A 17,791-nucleotide genomic window follows, 5' to 3' on the forward strand; every position below is an offset into this window, starting at 1 on the left:
TGAAGGACGGATTTTATAATAGGTCTTCGGCACGCACGTCCCGGCGCGCGTAAACTTGCCGCGCCTGCCAGTCCTACCCGTCCAGCGACACGCCCACGAAGCGTCCGCTGGCGCGTTTCATTGGCGGGCTGTCGTTGGCAGTTCGGCTGGCAGTTCGGCTGGCTAATCGGCTGGCAGCGCGCTTGCTATTGCCCGTTGCACCCATACGTTTGCAGTTGATCGTTGATCCGTCGTTCATTGGCGTCACCCACAGGCCGTTTCCCTTTTATGCCCGACATCGCCGCATCCACGCAGTCCTCTTCTTCAACGCCTGTCGCGCTGGTCAAGGCCGGCCAGCGTTTCGTGTTCGACGGCACGCACGGCTCGTCCGATGCAATGCTGATCGCCCGCTATCACCACGCGTACAAGGCGCAGATGCCGCTGCTCGCCGTGGTCTGCGCGAGCGCCGTCGATGCGCAACGGCTGTCGCAGGAACTCGCGTTTTTCGCGCCGAACGCGCGCGTCCGCCTGCTGCCCGACTGGGAAACGCTGCCGTACGACTCGTTCTCGCCGCACCAGGATCTCGTGTCCGAGCGCCTCGCGACGCTCCACGATCTCGGCGAAGGCCGCTGCGACATCCTGCTCGTGCCCGCGACGACGGCGCTGTACCGGATGCCGCCCGCATCGTTCATGGCCGCCTACACGTTCTCGTTCTCACAGGGCGAGCGGCTCGACGAAGCGAAGCTCAAAGCGCAACTGACGCTGGCCGGCTACGAACACGTGAGCCAGGTCGTGCGGCCGGGCGAATACTGCGTGCGCGGCTCGCTGATCGACCTGTTTCCGATGGGCTCGCCGCTGCCGTACCGGATCGACCTGTTCGACGATCAGGTGGATTCGATCCGCGCATTCGATCCCGATTCGCAGCGCAGCCTGTATCCCGTGAAGGACGTGCGTCTGTTGCCGGGCCGCGAGTTTCCGTTCGACGAAGCCGCGCGCACCGCGTTTCGCAGCCGCTGGCGCGAGGTGTTCGAAGGCGATCCGAGCCGCGCGTCGATTTATAAGGACATCGGCAACGGCGTGCCGTCGGCGGGTATCGAATACTATCTGCCGCTTTTCTTCGAAGAGACGGCGACGCTCTTTCACTATCTGCCCGACGCCTCGCAACTGGTGTTCGTCGGCGATCTGGACGCGGCCATCAAACGCTTCACGGCGGATACCAAGCAACGCCACGGTTTCCTGTCGCACGACCGCGATCGGCCGATTCTCGAACCGAAGCGCCTGTTCCTGTCGGACGACGATTTCTACACGTTCGCCAAGCCGTTCGCGCGCCTGTCGCTGCCGGGCAACGCGGGTGGCGGCTGGGCCGTGCCGCTGCCGAATCTGGCGATCGACCGCCACGCCGACGATCCCGTTTCGGCGTTGCGCGCGTGGCTCGCCACGACGCCGAACCGCGTGCTGTTCGCAGCGGAATCGGCGGGCCGCCGCGAAACGATCGCGCAACTGCTCGCCGATAACGAACTGCGCCCTGCTTCCGCCGACAGCTACGACGACTGGCTGACGTCCGACGCGCGCTTCGCGCTAGGCGTCGCGCCGCTTTCGAACGGCTTTGCGGTTCCCGCCGAAGGCATCGCGATCCTGACGGAAACGGAGCTGTACGGCCCGCTAGCGCGTAAAGCGGGACGACGCCGCCAGGAACAGGCGAGCAACGTCGATTCGATGGTGCGCGATCTGTCCGAGTTGAAGGTCGGCGACCCGGTCGTGCATTCGCAGCACGGCATCGGCCGATACATGGGCCTCGTGACGATGGATCTCGGCGAAGGCGAAACCGAGTTCCTGCACCTCGAATACCAGGGCGACAGCAAGCTCTACGTGCCCGTCTCGCAGCTGCACGTCATTTCCCGCTACAGCGGCGCCGATCCCGAAAGCGCCCCGCTGCACTCGCTCGGCTCCGGCCAGTGGGAAAAAGCCAAGCGCAAGGCCGCGCAGCAGATCCGCGACACGGCCGCCGAACTGCTGAACCTGTATGCGCGCCGCGCGCTGCGCGAAGGCCATGCGTTCGCACTCGATCCGCGCGACTACGTGAAGTTCGCGGAAAGCTTCGGCTTCGAGGAAACGCCCGACCAGGCAGCCGCGATCGCCGCCGTGATCGGCGACATGACGAGCGGCAAGCCGATGGACCGGCTCGTGTGCGGCGATGTCGGGTTCGGCAAAACGGAAGTCGCGTTGCGCGCGGCCTTCATCGCGGTGATGGGCGGCAAGCAGGTCGCGCTGCTTTCGCCGACCACGCTGCTCGCCGAACAGCATACGCAGACCTTCACCGACCGCTTCTCCGACTGGCCCGTGCGTATCGCGGAACTGTCGCGCTTCAAGACGGGCAAGGAAGTCAGCGCGTCGATCCAGCAGATCAACGAAGGCAGCGTCGATATCGTGATCGGCACGCACAAGCTGTTGTCGTCGGATGTGCAGTTCAAGCGGCTCGGGCTCGTGATCATCGACGAGGAACACCGGTTCGGCGTGCGCCAGAAGGAAGCGCTCAAAGCGCTGCGCGCCGAGGTCGATGTGCTGACGCTCACCGCGACGCCGATTCCGCGTACGCTCGGGATGGCGCTCGAGGGCTTGCGCGACTTCTCGGTGATCGCAACCGCGCCGCAGAAGCGGCTCGCGATCAAGACCTTCGTGCGGCGCGAGGAAGACGGCGTGATCCGCGAAGCGATGCTGCGCGAACTGAAGCGCGGCGGCCAGGTGTACTTCCTGCACAACGAAGTCGAGACGATCGAGAACCGCCGTCAGATGCTCGAAGCGCTCGTGCCCGAAGCGCGGATCGCAGTCGCTCATGGCCAGATGCACGAACGCGAACTCGAACGCGTGATGCGCGATTTCGTCGCGCAACGCGCGAACGTGCTGCTGTGCACGACGATCATCGAAACGGGTATCGACGTGCCGAGCGCAAACACGATCCTGATCCATCGCGCCGACAAGTTCGGTCTCGCGCAGCTGCATCAGTTGCGCGGGCGTGTCGGGCGTTCGCATCACCAGGCGTATTCGTATCTGCTCGTGCATGATCCGCAAGGGCTCACGAAGCAGGCGCAACGGCGGCTGGAGGCGATTCAGCAGATGGAAGAACTCGGCGCGGGCTTCTATCTGGCGATGCACGACCTCGAAATTCGCGGCACGGGCGAAGTGCTCGGCGACAAGCAGTCGGGCGAGATTCACGAGATCGGCTTCCAGCTTTACACCGACATGCTGAACGACGCGGTGAAGGCGCTGAAGAACGGCAAGGAGCCGGATCTCACGGCGCCTCTGGCGGCCACGACAGAAATCAACCTGCACACGCCCGCCATTCTTCCCGCCGACTATTGCGGCGACGTGCAGGAGCGTCTGTCGCTGTACAAGCGCCTCGCCAACTGCGAGCACAACGATTCGATCGACGGCATTCAGGAAGAGCTGATCGACCGCTTCGGCAAGATGCCGCCGCAGGCGCATGCGCTCGTCGAAACGCACCGGTTGCGCCTCGCCGCGAAACCGCTCGGTATTTCGAAGATCGACGCGGGCGAAGCCGTCATCGCGCTGCAGTTCGTTCCGAATCCGCCTGTCGACGCGATGCGGATCATCGAAATGGTTCAGAAGCACAAGCACATCAAGCTCGCGGGCCAGGACAAGCTGCGCATCGAAACGCGCAGCCCCGATTTCACGGTGCGCGTTTCGACCGTGAAGGAGACGCTGCGCGCGCTCGGTACGCCGTCGAAGGGCGCGGCGGATCAGCGCGTCGCGTCGTCGCGCTAGACACATGACGGGCGCGGTCGACACGGCATCCATCGTCGAACTGTTGACGGCGCTTGTCCGTGTGCCGAGCCGTGGCGGCATCGATGCGTGCTTGCCCGTGCTCGAATGTGTCGAAGCATGGCTCGTCGAACGCGGCGTTGGCGCGCGTCGTCTCGTTTCGGAAGAAGGCGAACCGCTCGCGCTTTACGCGGAAATACGCGGCTCGCAAGAAGGCCCGCACTATGTGCTCGATGCGACGCTCGACACTGCCGGTTTCGGAGACGAATCGACGTGGACTTTTCCGCCACTGAGCGCGCACGTTGCAGACGGCTGGCTCTACGGACGTGGCAGCGCGGACAGCAAAGCGGCCGTCGCGATCTTCGCGCATCTCGCCGCCGCATTCGCACGGCGTACCGATGCGTTCTCGGGCACGCTCGGCGTGCTGTTCGATCTCGACGAGCATACGGGCCGTTTCGGCGGAGCGCGCGCGTTCTTCGATTCAGTGCATGCGCCCAGACCTGACGGCGTATTCATCGGCTATCCGGGCAGCGACCGCATCGTGGTCGGCGCGCGCGGATTCATTCGCGCGAAGCTCGTCGTGCGCGGCGTCGCGGCGCACTCGGGCGCGAGCAGCACGCGTGGTCTCAACGCGGCGATACGCGGCGCGCAACTCGCCGCTGCATTGAACGATCTCGCGCTCGACGCCGATGAAGACTTCGGACGCCCCGCTCAACTCACCGTTACAGGCATCCGTTCGGGCGACGGAACCTTCACGCGCGTGCCCGACCGCTGCGAACTCGATATCGATTGCCGGCTCACGCCGCACTTCGATGCAGCGCACGCGCAACGCGTAATCGAAGACACGGTTCGCGAACACGACGCGCATTACGACGCTTCGCTCGCAACGTCGATCGAATGGATTACGGGCTGGCCTGCGTATCGCGTGCCGGAAGCGAATCCAATGGCGCATGCGCTGTATCAAGCAGCACGCAACGAACTCGGCGTGGACCTGCCGCGTGTCGTCGCCGGGCCGTCGAACATCGGCAATTACCTCGCGTCGCTCGGCATTCCCGCGCTGTGCGGCTTCGGCGTGCAGTGCGTGGGCATTCACGCAGCGGACGAACGCATCGAACTCGCTTCCATCGCACCCGTCTACGGGATTTACGAGCGCGCATTGCTCGCGTTGCTCACAACCGGTCACCCACGATCCTGACCCGTCAGCAAAATCGATTGCAACGTTTGCCTACGCACACACACGAATTGCTGCGTCGCGCAAAGCCCCGTCCCGCAAGCGACTGAAGTTATGAGCTTTGGCTAGTTAAGCGTTTTTTGGGTATGATCGAAAGACACCCAAGCTGGAGCTCAAGTCATGTCACAGGTCGCTGACAAAGCGCTGTCCGCACAAACGTCCACCTCTTCCGCCGCTTCCGCCAACGCTTCCTCTCCCGCCTCGCTTCCCTGGGTCACGCGCCTCGTGTCGATGGACACGGTCAGCCGCAATCCGAACCTCGGTCTGATCGAAACGGTGCGCGATTCGCTGCGCGAGCAAGGCATCGAAGCGACGCTCACACACGACGAAAGCGGCAAATGGTCGAATCTTTTCGCGACCATTCCGGCGCATGACGGCGAGACGAATGGCGGAATCGTGCTGTCGGGCCACACGGATGTCGTGCCCGTCGACGGCCAGAAATGGGACAGCGATCCGTTCAAGCCGGAAGTGCGCGGCGACAAGCTCTACGGACGCGGCACGTGCGACATGAAGGGCTTCATCGGCGCGGCGCTGACACTCGTGCCGCAAATGCAGCAGACGAAACTCGCCAGGCCAATCCACCTTGCGTTCTCGTTCGACGAAGAAGTGGGCTGCGTCGGCGCGCCGCTGATGATCGCCGATCTGATGAAGCGCGGCATCAAGCCGGACGGCTGCATCGTCGGCGAACCGACCAGCATGCGGCCCATCATCGCGCACAAGGGCATCAACGCGTATCAGTGCTGCGTGCGCGGCTTCGCGGCGCATTCGTCGCTCACGCCGAAGGGCTTGAACGCGATCGAATACGCGGCGCGCCTGATCTGCTTCATCCGCGACATGGCCGACCAGTTCCGCGAGCAAGGTCCGTTCGATCAGCTCTACGACGTGCCGTTCACGACCGCGCAGACCAGCACGATCAAGGGCGGCAACGCGATCAACACGGTGCCCGCCGAATGCAGCTTCGAATTCGAGTTTCGCAATCTGCCGACGCTCGACCCCGAGCCGATCTTCGCGCGCATCGACCAGTACGCGCGCGAAACGCTGTTGCCGAAAATGAAGCGCGAGCACGAAGCGGCCGCGATCGAGATCACGAAGATCGCCGCCGCGCCGGGGCTCGACGCGACGGAACAGGCAGCCATCACGCAACTGGTGCGCGCGCTCACGGCGGATCAGGACAAGCGCAAGGTCGCGTACGGCACGGAAGCGGGTCTGTTCTCGCTGGCGGGCATCCCGAGCATCGTGTGCGGTCCCGGCGACATCCAGCAGGCGCACAAGGCGAACGAGTTCGTCTCGCTCGATCAGCTCGCGCAGTGCGAACGGTTCCTCGAAAAATTCATTCACAGCATGTCGGTCGACGCGCACGCGCATTGATCGAAGCAGTCAAAAGAAAAACAAGCACAACAACACGGCATAAGAACGCGGACCTCACCCACCTACGAGTACGCACGCCATGTCCACTGCCACGCCGCAGCACACCGACCGCACGATCGACGGCGAGCCGATACCGACACTCGACGATATCGCCTCGCAGCACTTCGCGTTGACGCCGTGGGTCGTGCGAACGCCTGTATTCGACCGGATGGATTTTCCGACGCTCGAAGGCACGCTCGTCAACTTCAAGTTCGAGCTGCTGCAGGCAGGCGGCAGTTTCAAGGCGCGCGGCGCGTTCACGAATCTGCTGGCGCTCGATCAGTCCCAACGCAACGCGGGCGTGACCTGCGTGTCGGGCGGCAATCATGCCGTGGCCGTCGCGTATGCGGCGATGCGCACGGGCATCAGCGCGAAGGTCGTCGTGATGCACGCGGCGAATCCCGCGCGCATCGCGTTGTGCCGCCAGTACCGCGCGGAAGTCGTGATGGCGGACAACGTGAACGAAGCGTTCGAGATCGTGCGACGTATCGAGGCCGAGGAAGGCCGCTATTTCGTGCATCCGTTCAACGGTTACCGCACGGTGCTCGGCACCGCGACGCTCGGCTACGAATGGGCGACGCAGACGCCCGATCTCGATGCCGTGATCGTGCCCATCGGCGGCGGCGGACTCGCGGCGGGCATTTCGACGGCGCTGCGCCTCGCCAATCCGCGCGTTCGTGTGTACGGCGTCGAGCCGGAAGGCGCGGACGTGATGAACCGCAGCTTCGACGCGAATCACACGGTCAAGATGAGCCACATGCATTCGATCGCCGATTCGCTGATGGCGCCGCACACCGAGCAATACAGCTACGAGCTGTGCCGCCGTCATATGGACCGTCTTGTGACTATCACAGACGACGCGTTGCGCGCCGCGATGCTCACGCTGTTCACGCAACTCAAGCTCGCCGTCGAGCCCGCCTGCGCGGCGGCCACAGCTGCCCTGCTCGGCCCCTTGCGTGAGCAACTTCAAGGCAAGCGCGTCGGCGTGCTGCTATGCGGGACGAATACCGATCCCGTCACGTTCGCCGCGCATATCGAACAGGCGCGGGCCGCGCAAATCTGAGCGGCTTCATCCGTTGTGCACTGCAGGCCCGGCGCTTGCAAACACCGACGGTTCTTCGTCACTTCTGCGACATATCTGCCAAACGAGCGGGCCATTTCCTCCGTTCGTTTCGATCGGGCGCTAAATCATTTCACGCTGCGCCGATCGTTGGCTATCATGTCGCCATCGACTTCAAGGAGAACTGCCCGATGAGCCTAGTCAAGGAATTCAAGGAATTTGCCCTCAAAGGCAACGTGATGGACCTCGCAGTCGGTGTGATCATCGGCGGCGCGTTCTCGACGATCGTCAACTCGGTCGTGAAGGATCTGATCATGCCTGTTGTCGGCGTGGCGACGGGCGGCCTCGATTTCTCCAACAAGTTCGTCCTGCTTGGACACATACCTGCCAACTTCAAGGGCAACCCCGATTCCTACAAAGACCTGCAAACGGCGGGCGTCGCCGCATTCGGCTATGGCTCGTTCATCACGGTCGCGATCAACTTTGTGATCCTCGCCTTCATCATCTTCATGATGGTCAAGTTCATCAACAAGCTGCGCGCGCCCGCAGCCGCCGAACCGGCCGCGCCGCCGCCCACGCCGGAAGACGTGCTGCTGCTGCGTGAAATCCGCGATTCGTTGAAAAATTCGCCGCGCGTCTGACGGCGTATCTGAAGCGGCACGCTCGCGTTGCCGCTCGATGAAAGACACAAGGGCCTGTCGCATGACAGGCCCTTGCCGTTTGCAGCCGTGACGAACCAACGCGTGCCGCTAACCCGTTCTTGCTTCGTCCGAACCCTTCTGCAGCTTCACGACCGCGGCGCCCTCGATCACCTGCTCCAGCTGTGAAAAATTGACAGGCTTGGTCAGATGCGACGTGAAGCCGGCTTCGAGACAGCGCCGGATGTCCTCGTCGCTGCCGAAGCCCGTCAGCGCGACGGCGGGCGCATCGTCGGTTTCGCGGAACACCCTGATGAAATCGAGGCCCGTGCCGTCGGGCAAGCCCACGTCGCTGACGATCAGGTCGAATTCGGCGCTCTGCGTCGCGGCCAGCGCGTCGGCTACGCGTCCGACGACGGTCACTTCATGGCCGAGCGCACGCATCAGCGTCGCCATCACTTCGGCCGTGTCGGCGTGGTCTTCGATCAGCAGGATCGTCAGGCCGCCCGCCGACTGCACATTCGCGGCGACGGGCGCGACGGGCTCGGCGACGGGCTCGGCTGCCGTGGGCAGCGTGATCGTGAAGGTCGCGCCGCAATGTGCGCCAGGGCTTTGCGCCGTCACGGTGCCGCCGTGCGCGTCGGTGAGCGCTTTCGTGATCGCGAGTCCGAGACCCAGGCCGCCGAACTGCCGCGACATGTTCTGGCTGCCCTGCTCGAATGCATTGAAGAGCTTGCCGATCTGCTCCGGCTCGATACCCACACCCGTATCTTCGATCGAAATCTGCACCTGCATCCGTTCATCGCGCGTGCGCACGTAGATGTGGCCGCCGTCCGGCGTGAACTTCGCGGCGTTGCGGATGAGGTTCCACAGCATCTGCTGCAGCCGCGCGCGATCGGCCAGCACGAAATGATGGTGCGCGCTCTTGTCGACGTGCACGTCCTGCTGCTTCGTCTGGATTTCGCTGCGGAACAGTTCGAGCACGCTCTCGATCACGTCGTGCACGTCCACTGTTTCCAGCGACAGCCGCAGCTTGCCGTTCGCCACCCGCGTGAGATCGAGCAGATCGTCGATCAGCCGCGCTTCCAGTTCGACGTTACGGCGGATCATCACAACGCCCGCGCGCACAGGGTCCGGCAGGTCCGGCATGATTTCGAGCATGCGCGCGCCCGCCAGCACGGGCGTGAGCGGCGTGCGCAATTCGTGCGACAGCATCGCGAGGAAACGGTCCTTCGCGCGGTTCGCCTCTTCCGCCGTCTGCCGTGCGGCCTGTTCGGAGGCGAGCAGGCGCTCGCGCTCTTCGATGGCTTCGCGTTGCGAATGGATGTCGGTGCAACTGCCGAACCATTTGCTGATGACGCCGCCCGCGTCGCGCACCGCGGCGATGCGTACATCGAACCAGCGATACGCGCCGTCGCGTCGGCGGATACGGAATTCGCTGCGATAGTCGCTGCCGTCGCCGCGCACCGTTTTGAGCACGTTGCGCCGCGTCGCCTCGCGATCGTCGGGATGCACGGCGTCGAGCCACGCGAGACCCAACGCGTTCGGACCGTCCAGCCCCGTGTATTCGACCCACTGCTTCGAGACGAAATCGCAATCGCCATTCACGTTGCACGTGAACACGAGGTGCGGCAGCGCTTCCGACAGCATCCGGTAATGCGCTTCGCGTTCGCGCAGCAGCAGCGCTTCCGCCGATTCACGCTGCAGCCGCATCTGCGACAGCACGCGTTCGACAGCTTCGGGCAGATAGTCGAGATAGTCGCCTGCTTTCGGCACGACGTCGGACACGCCCGAGCGCAAGGCTTCGATCACACGCGATTCGTCGGTGAAGCCGGTGACGAGAATCGCCGGAATACGCACGCCTTCGCCGCGCAGACGCCGGAAAAAATCGAGCCCCGTCTCCGCGCCGTCGAGCTGGTAGTCGAGCACGATCAGATCGGGCGGATTCGCGACGATCGACCGATGCGCAGCCTCGACGCTGCTGCTCAGTTCGACCCGGCAGCCGGCGCGTTCGAGCGACTTGCGCGCGAGGCGCAAGATGCCTTCGTCGTCGTCGACGACGAGCACGAGAGCTGCGGGTGGCGTGGATACGTGTTCTGTCATGCCAGATGATTCAGATCAATGGAACGGACGAGGACTTCAGCGGTGCAACGAAGGCCCTGCGAGCGCGACGGCCGCGCTTTGGCACGTCAGGCCGACGCATAGCGCTGCCCCGGCGGCAGCTTCACAACCTGCAGGAAAAAACCCAGCCGCCGCACAGCCTCGATAAACGCATCGTATTCGACCGGCTTCGTGATGTAGACGTTGCAACCGAGTTCATAACAGCGCTCGATTTCGCGCGGATCGTCGGTCGTCGTAAGCACGATGACGGGCATCGAGGCCGTCGACGGCGATTCCTTCAGCCGCCGCAGCACCTCGAAGCCGTCGACGCGCGGCATCTTCAGATCCAGCAGCACGACGTAATTCGCCAGCTGGTCGCGCGACGGCCGGCCGCTTTCGCGATCGCTCGCGCGCGGCTCGCCGAAGAAGTAGTCGAGCGCTTCCTGGCCATCGGAAAAACGCACGAACCCGTTCGAAATGCCCGCGCGCCGCAGATTGCGTTCTACGAGCGTCGCGTGCCCGTCGTCGTCCTCGACCAGCACGATGCCGACCGACTTGCCGACCGCTTCCCCGTTTGACATGTTCCCTCCAGCGCTCTTGCGTTGTACCTGCGTTATGCGTTGCGAGTTGTCCGCGACCGCGCCGTGCGATCGCGTCCAATGGTACGACTCACTGCCCGATATTATGCGGGTGTTGGCTTACGGCTTCTTTTGCGCTGGCACATGCGCGCAGCACGACTTCATGTGCGCATCAACGTCGCAGCGGATGATCGGGCAGCGTGACGAAAAACGTCGAGCCCGCGCCCTCCGCCGATTCGACCCACACGCGCCCGCCATGACGTTCGACGGTGCGGCGCACGAGCGCGAGGCCGACGCCTTCGCCTTGCGCGACGTCGCCATGCAGCCGCTGGAACGCGCGAAATACTTTCGACATATACGCGGCCGGAATGCCCAGGCCATTGTCGCGCACAAAGTAGGTGCGCGTTCGTGGCGCGGCGGCCTGCGCGCCGTCGTCCTGCTGTCCGTCCAGTGCGCCGATTTCGATGCGCCCCGGCCGCGACGGATCGAGGAAATTGATCGCGTTCGACAGCAACTGGCTGAACACCTGCTCGATCGCGGACGGATCGCCCCACGCGGTCGGCAGTTCGCGCACGACGACGACGGCACGGCGCTCGTCGATATGCTTTTGCAGCGTATCGACGGCACGTGCGACCGCGCGCCCGACGCTCACGCGCTGCCATTGATATTCGAGCCGCCCCGCGCGCGAAATGCGCAACAGCGCTTCGATGATGGCCGCCGCGCGCGTCACCGACGAGCGCACGAAACGCAGCGACTCCTGCACGTCGCCGTCGAGCACATGCGCGAGCCGTTTGTATTCGTCCTCGGGCAAGCGGGCTTCGACGACGGTCGCGCGCAGTTCGTCGCACGAAACCTGCAGTTCCTTCGAAAAACCCTGCATGTTCACGAGCGGCGAGCGCAGATCGTGCGACACGCTGTAGATGAACATCTCGTTGTCCTGCGTCTCCTGACGCAGCGTTTCGTTGACGCCCGCGAGTTCGGCCGCGCGCGCCTGCAGCGAGACCTTCAGCGCAGCCTGATTCTGTTCCGCGACGCGCAACAGCCCGCTGGTTCGATGCAGCGCGGCATCGAGTGCGGCGATTTCGTCGTTGCCCGCCAGCGGTTTCGACAACGACTGCCCGTCGGCGAGCCGCTGCGCATTGTCCGCGAGCACGTCGAGCCGCCGGCCGATGCCGCGCGCGAACGCGAACGCGGTGCCCGCCCACAGCAGCATGGAGCCGATCACGGCACCCACCAGCGTATATTGCTGGCGCTGGCGCTGATGCGCGAGCGACGCGTTGCGCTCGCCTTCGAGCCGCGATGCTTCGTCGATGAACGTATGCAACTGCTCGCGAAAACGCACCACCTGCGCGGGCAGTTCGCCGCCTTCGAGCGTGGCGAACGGCTTCATCGTCGCGCCCGTGCGCAGCGATTGCGCGACGGACAGCGCCTGCTGCCGATAACTGTCGATGGCGTCGCGCATGCCCTGCACGCGCGCGGCCTGATCGGGCGTATCGGCGACGGCCTGTTCCAGACGCCCGAGCCGGTCGCCGATATCGACCCACGCCGCATGACGCTCCATGAACGACGGGTCGCCTGCTGCGATACCCGTGCGCACGCGCGCCACCTGCCGCAGCACGGGGTTTTCGAGCGCGGTCGCCTGATAGAGCGTCTGCTTGCTGTCCGACGAGCGCTCGACGGCGGCTGTCGTCTGCGCCTGCATGTCGAAGACGACGCCGAGCAACGCCAGTTCGATGGCGCTCGGCAACGCAATCAGCAATAGACCTTTGGTGAACAGTTTCATGGATGCCTGGCGCAGTGCGGCACGAACGCCCATTGCGACGTGCGCCGTTTTCCCGACATGTGGAACGGGCGTGCGCGCAATGATGAGCTGAGCGCATGCATCGTCGCTGGGCGCAGCGCGTGTAGCGTCGATGCGCGGCGAACGCCATCGATATTTTCACTCATGTGCGGCGTCCATCGCTTCAGCGCATTGGCGGAATATGCGTCGAAACCGTGCCGCAACTGGGACGCGGCCATTATCGACGGGCGCCACGGATATTTCAATGCGCGCGAAGAAGGTGCTGGCGCACATAAAAATGTCTTTTTTTAAGGGTCCGGAAACACGCGCAGCGCGGCTGAGTCTATTATTGAGACCAGATGCACAGGAGATGCGAAAGCGCACGGCGACGCGATTCGGCCTGATTCGCACGGACGATGGAGTGAGACAGACGAATCACCGTGTATCCGGCATTTTCGTATGCTATAAAAGATCGACGTGCGGCGCGCGAAGCCGGGAGTGGTCGCATGAGGACGCTGCGTTTCTTGCAATTCTTTTTCAGGCGAGTTTTTATGTCCTTCCCGAAAAAGCGCAGGCGCGCGAAGGTGGACGGCGACGAGTCGTTCCTCGCCGTGCTGCGACACTTCAAGCCATTCGGTCAGCTCGACACCAAGATTGCGCGCGCCCGCGCGCAGGACGAGCCTGTGCTGTACGCGCATGTGTTGCCGGGACTCGATGTCCTGCTATGCAGCGTGCGCGGCGCACATCCGCCCTATCCTGCCGTCGCCGAATTGCGCAGGCGCTGCATCGAATCGATTGCGAACGCGCTGGAGCAGCCACTCGACGGACTGGAGAACGGCGGCTACTGGTACGAGGCGGACGGTTTCGGTTTTCTGGTGTTCGCGAGCCGCGCGAGAGCGCGCATCCTGCCCGAGTTCGGTGCGACGCGGACGGCCGCCAGCACGCGGCGCGGCGTGCGCCGGGATGCGGCAGGCGACGCGACACCGCGCTCGCTACGCTGAATTCCGCCGATTCCTTCACACAGTTCACATAAACACCACGGCCGCGAATGTTCGCGGCCGTGGTGTTTTTTTCAGGCGCTTCGTCAACTCGATTGAGAACGCCTCGCTCGTCGTTCAGCTTCCCTTGTAATCCGCCGCGTGCGCGGGCCCCGGCAACGATGCACCGTTCACAGGCGCAGCCGGCTTCTTCGACGGCGCAGCTTCCGATGCGCCCGGCGTGCCGGCCGGCACCTTGATGCCCTTGCCGTTTTCGCGCTGTCCCGGCGGCGGCGCTGTCGGATGTTCGGCCTGCATCGCGGCCATCAGTTGCTGACACGGCAGCGGCTTGTTGTTGCTCGGCGCGATCAGAGGAATCAGCGCCGCGAACGGATTGATCAGACCGAGGCCGACCATCGCGCCGCCGCGCACCGCGAGCGCCGCCGCATTCACGCCGACGTGCGGATCCTTGAACGTGCCTTTCACGTACAGCGGCGAGCGCAGCGTGAAAATGCGGAAACCCTTGGTATGCGGATGCACGCCGAGATCCATCGATTCGTCCTTCATGTTCACCGTGCCGTCGACATTGATCACGGCGTCCTGCGTATCGAGCGCGAACACGCGCGAATCGAGCACGCCGTTCGTCACGACGAAGTCGGCCGCCGCGCAATTGATCTGCACGTCGCGAGAGCCGAACAGCTTTTCATAGACGACGTTCGCGACGTTCAGGCCCGCCGCTTCCATCAGCAGGCGGCTGACGGCGCCATCCGTGATGAGCAGCTTCACTTCGCCGTTCGACGTGCCCGCGAGCGCCGCGGGCGAATTGCCCGTCGCCGACAGCGCTGCATCGCCGTTGATTTCACCGAGCGCGCTTTGCATCGTCTTCGCCGTCGGCATCAGCTGCTTGAGTTTCAGATGGCGCGCTTCCGTCGAGAAACGGCCTTTGAGCGGCGTCGTGCTGCCGTCCAGATGAATGTTCGACGCGAGCGAGCCGCCTGCGACGCCGAATTTCAGCGGCTCCAGCGACAGCACGCCATCCGTCATCACGACGTGCGTGTAGAGATCGGTGATCGGCAGCGCGGGATCCTTGATGATGCGGCGGCCCGTGAACTTCACGTTCGCATCGATCGCCTTCCATCGGTCGGTCTTGAACTCTTCCGTCGGCAGCGCCTTGTTCGACGGCTGACGCGAGGTGTCGCCGCGCTTCTTCTTGCTCGCGTTGCTGTCTGCACCGATGATCGGCGCGAGATCCTTGAACTGCAACAAGTTCGAGACAAGCGTGCCTTCGAGCAACGGACGCGTGGCGCGCTGCGTATACACGAGCGTGCCGTTCAGATCGCTGCCGCCGACGCGCCCTGTAAAATTTTCATAGCGGAACACGCTCGCGCCCTGCTTGAAATTGCCGATCAGATGGCCTTCCGTCGCGTACGGCGGCGTCTCGGGCAGCGTAATGCCCGTCAGATCGTACAGATGATCGAGACTCGTGCCCTGCAGCCAGAGCCGCAGATCGACGGCGGCCAGATGCGCGGGATCCGTCACGGTGCCGACCAGCGCGATGCGCAGATCGCCCGCTTTCACGTCAGCCTGCACGGGGAATGGCCGCGACATGTCCTGCAACGCGAGCACGCCGCCGAGCTTGCCGTTACCCGACACGGGCGAGCGGTTGTACGTGCCTTTCACGGTCCAGCCGATGCCGTATTGCGGTGCGTTTGGACGCTGCGCGACGGCTGTGCCTGTCGAACTGGCAGGCGCGCCGGATGCGGCGACAGCCGTGGATGCCCCCGCGCCCGCCGTCACAGCGGGTGCCGACGCGCCCGAAGCGACGGGCGAGCCCGGCGCCACCTCAGACGCACCCGACGCCTCGGAAGCCGCTGCCGCCTTCGCCTGCGCGGTCAACTGCTTCGCGCCCTGCCGCCCGACCACTTCCGCCGACGATTTGCGCGACGCCTCTTCCTGCTGCTTCATCGCTTCGCCGATGGGAATCGGCTGGCCGAGCGTATCGACGACCGCCTGCATGTCGATCTTTTTCTGCTGATCGGAGAGCGCGATCATCCCTTTGTTCAACTGGATGTCGTGCAGATCGAGTTTCCACTCGGACGGCTGCGCGGACGACTTCAGCTTGAACGTCCAGTTGTTGCGTCCGTCGAGAACACGTTCGAGATCGACGGACGGGTTCACCAGATTGATCGCGGGAATCACGATGTCGTGCGCAAGCAGCGGCAGCACTTTCACCTGGAAGTCGATCTCGTCGAGCGTCGCGAAGTGCTTCTGTTTGGTCCAGTCGGGGTTCGCGATCGTGATGTTCTGCGCGGAGAAACGCGGCCACGGCACCCACGCATGCCAGCCCGTTTCGCCGACGGGATGTCGCCAGCCGACCTTGAGGTCACCCTCGATCGCAAACGGACGCCCGATCGCTTCGCTCACCTTCTCGTTCACATAGGGCCGCGCGCGATTCCAGTCGAAGGTGAGAATGAAGACCACGAGTACCGCGATCAGAATCAGCAGCACGGCGATAAGCCATGCGAGGATTTTGCCTATCGTTTTGCCGATTGTCATGCCAGCCGAATGCAGCACAGCCATGAGGGCTCCGGTGAGAATGCTTACGTCATTCGTCTGCGCAGCACGTCGTGTGCCCGCGTGCGCGCTTCGCTATGATGATGCGCTGCGACAGTATCCAACAAGCCATGCCCCACAACGCGAACACAAACATGAACGACGACGCACCCCTCGTCGAGGCGCATGACATCGTGCGGCGCGACGCGGCGCGCGGTCAGACGCTGCTGCATCCGGCGAGCATCGCCATTCATGCAGGCGAGCGCATCGCGATCACCGGTCCGTCGGGTTCAGGCAAGAGCGTGTTCATGCGCGCGCTTGCGCTGCTCGATCCGCTCGAAGGCGGCGACGTGCTTTGGCGCGGCAAACGGATTGCGCGCGCAACGATCCCGCGCTTTCGACGCCATGTCGCGTATATCCGCCAGCGGCCCGCGCTGCTCGACGGCACCGTCGAAGACAATCTGCGCTATCCGTATACGCTGCACGCATATCGCGATGTGCGCTTCGATCGCGACCGTGCAGCGGCGCTTGCGTCGCAGGCGGGCCGTGCGAGCGATTTTCTCGACCGCTTCGCGAGCGAATTGTCGGGCGGCGAAGCGCAGATCGCCGCGTTGATCCGCGTGCTGCAACTCGAACCCGATGTGCTGCTGCTCGACGAACCAACGGGTTCGCTCGATCCTGAATCGGCGCTTGCCATCGAAGGACTCGTGCGCGCGTGGTTCGATGCCGCGCCACAGGTGCGCGCGTGGCTGTGGGTCTCGCACGATCCCGCGCAGGCCGCACGCGTCAACAACCGCCATCTGACGATGCGTGCGGGTGTGCTGGACGATCCGAAGCGCGTCTCGTCCGCGCACGCCACGGAGAACACGCGATGAGCCTGCAGAACCTCAGTCTATGGGACTTGGCGATTGCAGCGCTGCTGATCGTCGTGAACGGCGCGGTGTCGGTAGCGCTGAAGCTCGATCTCGAACGCAAGCTCGCGTGGGCCGCCGTGCGCACCGTCGTCCAGCTGCTGGCGATCGGCTATGTGCTCGCGTGGGTGTTCGCGTACAACCGCTGGTACGTGGTGCTGCCGCTGATGATCGTGATGACGCTGATCGCGGGCTTCGCGGGCGCGGGACGCGGCACGCGCACCTACGCGGGACAGCGCGCGGACAGCATCATGTCGATCTGGGCGAGCGCGTGGCTCGTCGCTGCCGTCGGATTGTTCCTGGTGATTCGCATTCGTCCGTGGTACGAGCCGCAATATGCGATTCCGATTCTCGGGATGATTCTCGGCAACACGCTGACGGGCGTATCGCTTGGCATCGAGCGGATGACGGAGGAACTGACGGCGCGGCGCGATCGAGTCGACATGGCGCTCGCGCTCGGCGCGACGCGCTGGGAAGCCGCGCAGGGACCGGCGCGCCAGGCCGTGCGCGCGGGCATGACTCCGACGCTCAACCAGATGGCCGTGGTCGGCGTCGTCAGCCTGCCGGGGATGATGACGGGCCAGGTGCTCGCCGGGCAATCGCCCGTGCAGGCCGTGCGTTATCAGATCGTGATCATGTTCCTGATCGCGGCGGCATCGGCGCTCGGAACCGTCGGCGCGGTGCTGCTCACGTACCGGCGGCTGTTTTCGGCTGAGCACCGGTTTCTGGCGTCGCGACTGGTCGAGCGTCATCCGGGACGTAGCTGACGCAGTCAATCCATTCTTTACGCATGCGGC

General features: G+C 64.2%; 13 protein-coding genes. 9 read left to right on the plus strand and 4 right to left on the minus strand.

Going from position 1 to position 17,791, the window contains the following annotated elements:
• Positions 1 to 267 precede the first annotated feature (267 nt).
• From mfd to mscL, 5 genes are all read left to right on the plus strand, one after another.
• Positions 268 to 3,762, plus strand: coding sequence for a transcription-repair coupling factor (gene mfd, locus QEN71_RS22060; protein WP_201652235.1), 3,495 nt, complete (start codon positions 268 to 270; stop codon positions 3,760 to 3,762).
• Positions 3,763 to 3,766: 4 nt separating this feature from the next.
• The gene (locus tag QEN71_RS22065) at positions 3,767 to 4,954 is read left to right on the plus strand and encodes a M20 family metallopeptidase (RefSeq protein ID WP_201652232.1); all 1,188 of its coding nucleotides are present in this window, start codon (positions 3,767 to 3,769) and stop codon (positions 4,952 to 4,954) included.
• A gap of 156 nt (positions 4,955 to 5,110) precedes the next feature.
• Positions 5,111 to 6,358, plus strand: a complete 1,248-nt coding sequence (argE, locus tag QEN71_RS22070; RefSeq protein ID WP_201652229.1) for an acetylornithine deacetylase — start codon at positions 5,111 to 5,113, stop codon at positions 6,356 to 6,358.
• 79 nt (positions 6,359 to 6,437) lie between these two features.
• Positions 6,438 to 7,460, plus strand: a complete 1,023-nt coding sequence (locus tag QEN71_RS22075) for a threonine/serine dehydratase (protein ID WP_201652226.1) — start codon at positions 6,438 to 6,440, stop codon at positions 7,458 to 7,460.
• Positions 7,461 to 7,648: 188 nt separating this feature from the next.
• Positions 7,649 to 8,098, plus strand: a complete 450-nt coding sequence (mscL, locus tag QEN71_RS22080; protein ID WP_201652223.1) for a large conductance mechanosensitive channel protein MscL — start codon at positions 7,649 to 7,651, stop codon at positions 8,096 to 8,098.
• A 108-nt stretch (positions 8,099 to 8,206) separates the two neighbouring features.
• Here the strand turns inward: mscL and QEN71_RS22085 are convergent, their stop codons facing one another.
• The 3 genes from QEN71_RS22085 to QEN71_RS22095 form a co-directional block, all read right to left on the minus strand.
• Positions 8,207 to 10,198 (minus strand): hybrid sensor histidine kinase/response regulator, encoded by a 1,992-nt coding sequence (locus tag QEN71_RS22085; RefSeq protein ID WP_201652221.1) that lies wholly within the window; start codon positions 10,196 to 10,198, stop codon positions 8,207 to 8,209.
• Between the two features lie 86 nt (positions 10,199 to 10,284).
• The gene (locus tag QEN71_RS22090) at positions 10,285 to 10,776 is read right to left on the minus strand and encodes a response regulator (protein WP_201652219.1); all 492 of its coding nucleotides are present in this window, start codon (positions 10,774 to 10,776) and stop codon (positions 10,285 to 10,287) included.
• Positions 10,777 to 10,945: 169 nt separating this feature from the next.
• Positions 10,946 to 12,556, minus strand: a complete 1,611-nt coding sequence (locus QEN71_RS22095) for a sensor histidine kinase (protein WP_201652217.1) — start codon at positions 12,554 to 12,556, stop codon at positions 10,946 to 10,948.
• A gap of 39 nt (positions 12,557 to 12,595) precedes the next feature.
• On the opposite strand from QEN71_RS22095, the gene QEN71_RS22100 reads away from it, so the two are divergent.
• Together QEN71_RS22100 and QEN71_RS22105 are read left to right on the plus strand one after the other, a co-directional pair.
• Positions 12,596 to 12,865, plus strand: coding sequence for a hypothetical protein (locus QEN71_RS22100; RefSeq protein WP_201652215.1), 270 nt, complete (start codon positions 12,596 to 12,598; stop codon positions 12,863 to 12,865).
• A 194-nt stretch (positions 12,866 to 13,059) separates the two neighbouring features.
• Positions 13,060 to 13,554 carry a hypothetical protein gene (locus tag QEN71_RS22105; protein ID WP_201652213.1) on the plus strand — a complete coding sequence of 165 codons (495 nt, stop codon included), beginning with the start codon at positions 13,060 to 13,062 and terminating at the stop codon, positions 13,552 to 13,554.
• Between the two features lie 114 nt (positions 13,555 to 13,668).
• On the opposite strand, the gene QEN71_RS22110 is transcribed toward QEN71_RS22105, so the two are convergent.
• Positions 13,669 to 16,110 carry an AsmA family protein gene (locus QEN71_RS22110; protein WP_201652211.1) on the minus strand — a complete coding sequence of 814 codons (2,442 nt, stop codon included), beginning with the start codon at positions 16,108 to 16,110 and terminating at the stop codon, positions 13,669 to 13,671.
• 128 nt (positions 16,111 to 16,238) lie between these two features.
• On the opposite strand from QEN71_RS22110, the gene QEN71_RS22115 reads away from it, so the two are divergent.
• The gene (locus tag QEN71_RS22115) at positions 16,239 to 16,958 is read left to right on the plus strand and encodes an ABC transporter ATP-binding protein (protein WP_233471945.1); all 720 of its coding nucleotides are present in this window, start codon (positions 16,239 to 16,241) and stop codon (positions 16,956 to 16,958) included.
• On the plus strand, positions 16,955 to 17,761 hold the full coding sequence (locus QEN71_RS22120; RefSeq protein WP_201652207.1) for an ABC transporter permease: 807 nt from the start codon (positions 16,955 to 16,957) through the stop codon (positions 17,759 to 17,761). The genes QEN71_RS22115 and QEN71_RS22120 overlap by 4 nt, the downstream gene beginning before the upstream one ends.
• Positions 17,762 to 17,791: the final 30 nt, after the last annotated feature.

Origin of the sequence: Paraburkholderia sabiae, from assembly GCF_030412785.1 — a bacterium.
In the GTDB taxonomy this organism is placed as follows: Bacteria; Pseudomonadota; Gammaproteobacteria; order Burkholderiales; family Burkholderiaceae; genus Paraburkholderia; species Paraburkholderia sabiae.

Bases quoted from the DNA above. Each gene is read 5' to 3' on its own strand.
- QEN71_RS22075 (WP_201652226.1), top strand. From the start codon at position 6,438: ATGTCCACTGCCACGCCGCAGCACACCGACCGCACGATCGACGGCGAG.
- QEN71_RS22120 (WP_201652207.1), top strand. From the start codon at position 16,955: ATGAGCCTGCAGAACCTCAGTCTATGGGACTTGGCGATTGCAGCGCTG.
- QEN71_RS22085 (WP_201652221.1), bottom strand. From the start codon at position 10,198: ATGACAGAACACGTATCCACGCCACCCGCAGCTCTCGTGCTCGTCGTC.
- mfd (WP_201652235.1), top strand. From the start codon at position 268: ATGCCCGACATCGCCGCATCCACGCAGTCCTCTTCTTCAACGCCTGTC.
- QEN71_RS22095 (WP_201652217.1), bottom strand. From the start codon at position 12,556: ATGAAACTGTTCACCAAAGGTCTATTGCTGATTGCGTTGCCGAGCGCC.
- argE (WP_201652229.1), top strand. From the start codon at position 5,111: ATGTCACAGGTCGCTGACAAAGCGCTGTCCGCACAAACGTCCACCTCT.
- QEN71_RS22065 (WP_201652232.1), top strand. From the start codon at position 3,767: ATGACGGGCGCGGTCGACACGGCATCCATCGTCGAACTGTTGACGGCG.
- QEN71_RS22115 (WP_233471945.1), top strand. From the start codon at position 16,239: ATGAACGACGACGCACCCCTCGTCGAGGCGCATGACATCGTGCGGCGC.
- QEN71_RS22090 (WP_201652219.1), bottom strand. From the start codon at position 10,776: ATGTCAAACGGGGAAGCGGTCGGCAAGTCGGTCGGCATCGTGCTGGTC.
- QEN71_RS22110 (WP_201652211.1), bottom strand. From the start codon at position 16,110: ATGGCTGTGCTGCATTCGGCTGGCATGACAATCGGCAAAACGATAGGC.
- QEN71_RS22105 (WP_201652213.1), top strand. From the start codon at position 13,060: ATGAGGACGCTGCGTTTCTTGCAATTCTTTTTCAGGCGAGTTTTTATG.
- mscL (WP_201652223.1), top strand. From the start codon at position 7,649: ATGAGCCTAGTCAAGGAATTCAAGGAATTTGCCCTCAAAGGCAACGTG.